The organism is Bacteroides sp. AM32-11AC (assembly GCF_003603515.1).
Lineage (GTDB): Bacteria > Bacteroidota > Bacteroidia > Bacteroidales > Bacteroidaceae > Bacteroides > Bacteroides uniformis.
In genome coordinates this window covers 1-4,775 of record NZ_QTNH01000031.1, presented here as the reverse complement: position 1 = coordinate 4,775, position 4,775 = coordinate 1, and the positions used below count along the sequence as shown (strand labels likewise).

The following is a 4,775-nucleotide window of genomic DNA, read 5'->3' as shown; positions in this document are numbered from 1 at the left end:
ACAAATGGCGTCATGAATGGAGAAAGAACAAGGGGAACAAAACGGACCTTTGGGGGGACGAATAATAATTATTATCTATTATAATTTCAAAACATCATGAAACAAAAAATCTTAATGACAATCATGTGCCTTTGCTTGTTTTCTTGGGCAAATTCACAAGAGAAATTTAATGGTATCGATAGCAGTATGGGTAATCTTTACCGCTTATCGGACGCAAAAACACGTTCGATAAGCCCTGAAAATTTTACGGGGGAGAAAGGTAAAGGGGGAATGGCTGACCCTAAAAATGAAGAGCGCAATGTAGCCAACGCACGTCATGCTGCCCGTGATTTGGGACAAGGATGGAAGGTGAACCCGTTCATCATTATCAATCCTAAAGAGACATTCACCTTGGCTGAAATCGATGAATCAGGATGCATCCAGCACATTTGGATGACTCCTACGGGCAATTGGCGTTTTTCTATTCTGAGAATTTATTGGGATGATGAAAAAGAGCCTTCGGTAGAATGTCCGGTGGGAGACTTCTTCGGTATGGGATGGGGAGAGTATGCCCATCTAAACTCACTGGCTGTATGCGTAAATCCGGGAAGTGCGTTCAACAGTTATTGGCAGATGCCTTTTCGCAAAAAATGCAAAATAACGATGGAAAACTTGGCGGATGCCCCGATGAGGCTTTATTATCAGATAGATTATAGCCTGACGGAAGTTCCTGAGGATGCCGCCTATTTCCACGCACAGTTCCGCCGCACCAATCCGGTGCCTTATAAGGATGTCTACACCATTGTAGACGGAATCAAAGGGAAGGGGCATTATGTAGGTACCTATATGGCATGGCAAGTGAACAACAATCGATGGTGGGGTGAAGGCGAAATCAAGTTCTTCATGGATGGTGACAAGCAGTTCCCGACCATTTGCGGTACAGGTACCGAAGATTATTTCTGCGGTTCTTATAACTTCGATCGCGGAGGAAAGTACATAGAGTTTTCCACTCCTTATGCAGGATTGCACCAAGTAATCAGACCTGATGGTACTTATCGCGCCAACCAGCGTTTCGGTATGTACCGGTGGCATATTACTGATCCGATACGTTTTGAAAAGGATTTGAAAGTGACTATTCAAGACCTCGGTTGGAGAGCTGACAGAAGATATTTGGCACAGAGAAGTGACATTTCGTCTGTAGCTTTTTGGTATCAGCAAGAGCCGCATCGGACTTTTCCAGAATTACCTTCCAAGGATGACTTGGAAGTAAATTGAAAAAAGGGTGTAAAGTTGCAATAAGCAAGGTAGACAAACTTTCCAAGGGTTGTATCATTAGGGATACGCCCTTGTTTTTTTATCTGATGATGATATTCTTTAATGTGTCCGATTAGTTAGTTGGATTATAATAGACCTATCCAATCAAGTTATTGGGAAGATATGAAAACCTACGGGGTTTATTTCTCATTTATTTTTTCCTTTCCTGAATTTTACATAGATTTGTAATATCTATTAGATACCTTTGTAATCTAAAACCAAGAAAAAGATATGTACGTAGCAGGACCTCCTAATGATGAACGTTCGCTTGTTCTTCGTTTGATAGACGGAAATGAAGATGCATTTTGCGAACTTTATGCAGCTTATAAGAATCGTTTGATATACTTTGCAATGCGTTTCTTAAAGTCACGTGAGTATGCCGAAGATGTATTTCAAGATGCTTTCACTATTATTTGGCAAGGTCGTCGCTTTATTAATCCGGATGCTTCTTTTTCTTCTTATCTTTATACGATTGTCCGTAACCGAATCTTGAACCAATTGCGTGATTTAGTAAATCAAGACAAATTGAAGGAACAGATTTTACAGCAGGCTGTGGACTATAGTAACGATACCCAAAACGAGATTCTTGCGAATGATTTGAAGCAACTTATTTCATGTGCCATGCAGCAATTGACACCTCGCCAGCGTAAAATCTTTGAGATGAGCCGTGAACAGCAAATGTCTCATAAAGAAATTGCTGATGTGCTGGGCATTTCAGTCAATACTGTACAGGAGTCGATTTCCACTTCACTAAGAACTCTCCGTTTCTATTTAAAGAAGAACTTTATGGTCGGTACAGATCTCATTCTACTGTTCGTCTGCTTGGGATTATAGTGCACTATACGAAAAGCTGGCACCTTATTGACTATAGAAGGAAAGGTTAAAAAAGCACAAATAGACCCTACTCTTTTTTACTTGGTGTGTAATGTATAAACAAGATGTAGCTTTTGATATGTTTACTTCAAATTAAAAAAGAAGATGAAAAAGGCAGATTTATTAATACGTCGTTATTTGGATAATTTGTACACAAAACAAGAAGCTTTCAAACTGATGAATGAAATTCATTCTTCAAAGCATGATAATGCGTTAAAGACATTTGCTTCTGATGTTTGGGAAGAATCTGCTTTGCAACAGACATGTACCGATTTAGAACGTGAGCAATATAAAAAGGAGGCATGCCGGATTTTACAACGTGTAGAACACAGAAAACGTATTTGGTTTCGTCGTGTTGCCACTTATGTAGCAGGCACGGCAGCAATAGTATGTTTACTTTGGGGAAGTATTAAATATTGGAATTATGCGGACGAACAATCTGTGTTCTATATAGAAGCGTTCACTTCTTATGGAGAAAGAAAACACATTTGTCTCCCGGATGGTACACAACTGGTTCTGAATTCATGCTCCCGTATTCGTTATCCTAACCATTTTACGCAGAAAGAACGTAGGGTTGAATTGGAAGGTGAGGGATATTTCCGCGTCCAACATAATAAAAAACAACCTTTCATTGTTGATACACAACGTTTCGATGTTCGTGTATTGGGTACTTGTTTTAATGTGAAATCTTATTTTTCAGATGAAATTGTATATGTAGAAGTAGAAAGTGGTAAGGTACAAGTCGATTTGCCTGAAGCTATGATGCGGCTACAAGCTCAAGAACGGGTCCTTGTTAATACCGTTTCCGGTGATTATAGCAAGGGGCGTGATGGACATTCAGTGGCTTTATGGCGAAAAGGAAGCTTGCGTTTCAGTAGTACTCCAGTACGTGATGTGGCCAAAGAGTTGGAACGTATGTACAATTGCAGGATTACATTTGCTGAAGGACAAGAATTCAATAATTTGATTTCGGGTGAACATGACAACAAAAATTTAGAAGCTGTACTTCAGTCCATTGAATATACCAGTGGTATTCGATATAAGAAAGAAGGAAACCAAGTGTTATTGTATAAATAATAAATATTGTTAATGAAACCCTAGCCCATTTCTGCATTCGTGTATAATAAATATGGATATCCCCAAATAGTTCTCTTGAGAACTATAATGATAAAGAAATAATAATATTGATAAAAATGAAAGCACCTACTTAGCCTTTTCTCCAAAAAATAGGAGCCATCTCTCAGAGCAGCCCCTATTCCCGTAATCCGGACGAATATTCATTTGTCTCGACCCATGTGAATAACGTATCGCGTATTACTCCTTTGTTTTAATTAATCAAATTCAATTACTAAAACGCACAAATTTATGAATAATCTTCCTACATCAAAAGGAAAATGTAAAAATAGCATTCTGTTTTTAGCTTTTTTACTAATATATTGTTTGGGAATATCATCGTTGTCTGCTCAAAATTTGAAAGAGAGTAGCATTACCTTAAAGGTTCGGAATGAGAGTGTTGAAAAAGTATTCAATCAACTTACAGAACTTACAAATTTTAAGTTTTTCTATGATCAAGAAGTCATCAGCAAGGTTCCACAAGTTTCATTAGATGTTTATGACGCAACTTTAACGCAAGTGCTGGACAAAATAACTTCCCAAACAAAATTATATTTCAATAGGGTTAATAATACAATAGCTGTCAGTACTAAAGTAATACCAACTGAGCAGCAGACAAAAACAATATCAGGTATTATATTGGATGAAAAAGGAGAGCCTGTAATTGGAGCCACTGTATCGGTAGAAGGAACCCCGCAGGGAACAAACTAATGTGGAGGGAGAATATATCTTGTCTGGTGTTCCTGCGAATGCTAAAATTACAGTTTCATATATCGGTTACAGAACATTGTACTTGAAAGCCAGCGACAAGGGTTTGTCGAAAATTATATTAGCAGAAGACAGCGAAATGCTTGAAGAAGTTGTGGTTACGGCACTTGGCATAAAACGTTCGGAAAAAGCGTTGGGCTATTCTGTTCAAAAAGTAACAAGTGAAACTTTGCAAAAAGTGGCAGGTGTTGATGTTTCAACTTCTTTGACAGGAAAGGTAGCCGGATTGCTGGTGAAAAATTCCACAGATTTTGCAGCAGCGCCCACTCTTGCAATACGTGGAGAAAATCCTTTGATTGTTATTGATGGAGTACCCTATGCAAATATGACGATGAGGGATATTGTTGCTGACGACATTGAATCCGTTAGTGTTTTGAAAGGTGCAACGGCTTCAGCTTTGTACGGAAACCGGGGAGCAAGCGGTGCTGTGATGATTACAACAAAAAGCGGTGCTGAGAATAAGGAGCCTATCAGTATTTCTTTGGCTTCTAACACAATGTTTTCAGCAGGATTTTTGGCTATACCGGAAAAACAGTCCATGTATGGTCGCGGTACTAATAATAAATATGACAAAGATGCCGGAAATTCATGGGGAGCAGCATTGGATGGTACGATAAGGGAGCAATGGGATCCATATCTTCAAGCGTATCGTGAGTATGAATATACTGCAGTAGGAAAAGATAATTTCAACAATAGTCCGTTAAATTTTTCGTAGGAACACAAGGTTA

5 protein-coding genes are annotated in these 4,775 nt (G+C 38.8%); all 5 read left to right on the top strand.

Annotated features, from left to right (window positions below; all coding sequences use genetic code 11):
* Window positions 1-96: 96 nt before the first annotated feature.
* The 5 genes from DW800_RS19365 (at window position 97) to DW800_RS19345 (ending at window position 4,762) form a co-directional block, all read left to right on the top strand.
* Window positions 97-1,254 carry a glycoside hydrolase family 172 protein gene (locus DW800_RS19365; protein WP_117704160.1) on the top strand — a complete coding sequence of 386 codons (1,158 nt, stop codon included), beginning with the start codon at window positions 97-99 and terminating at the stop codon, window positions 1,252-1,254.
* A gap of 270 nt (window positions 1,255-1,524) precedes the next feature.
* Complete coding sequence (locus DW800_RS19360; protein WP_117704161.1) at window positions 1,525-2,127, top strand: RNA polymerase sigma-70 factor; 603 nt, start codon at window positions 1,525-1,527, stop codon at window positions 2,125-2,127.
* A 144-nt stretch (window positions 2,128-2,271) separates the two neighbouring features.
* A complete protein-coding gene (locus DW800_RS19355) occupies window positions 2,272-3,243 on the top strand; it encodes a FecR family protein (protein ID WP_117704162.1) in 972 nt (323 codons plus the stop codon).
* A gap of 288 nt (window positions 3,244-3,531) precedes the next feature.
* Window positions 3,532-3,990 carry an STN domain-containing protein gene (locus tag DW800_RS19350; RefSeq protein ID WP_117704163.1) on the top strand — a complete coding sequence of 153 codons (459 nt, stop codon included), beginning with the start codon at window positions 3,532-3,534 and terminating at the stop codon, window positions 3,988-3,990.
* 1 nt (window position 3,991) lies between these two features.
* The gene (locus tag DW800_RS19345; protein WP_117704164.1) at window positions 3,992-4,762 is read left to right on the top strand and encodes a TonB-dependent receptor plug domain-containing protein; all 771 of its coding nucleotides are present in this window, start codon (window positions 3,992-3,994) and stop codon (window positions 4,760-4,762) included.
* Window positions 4,763-4,775 lie beyond the last annotated feature (13 nt).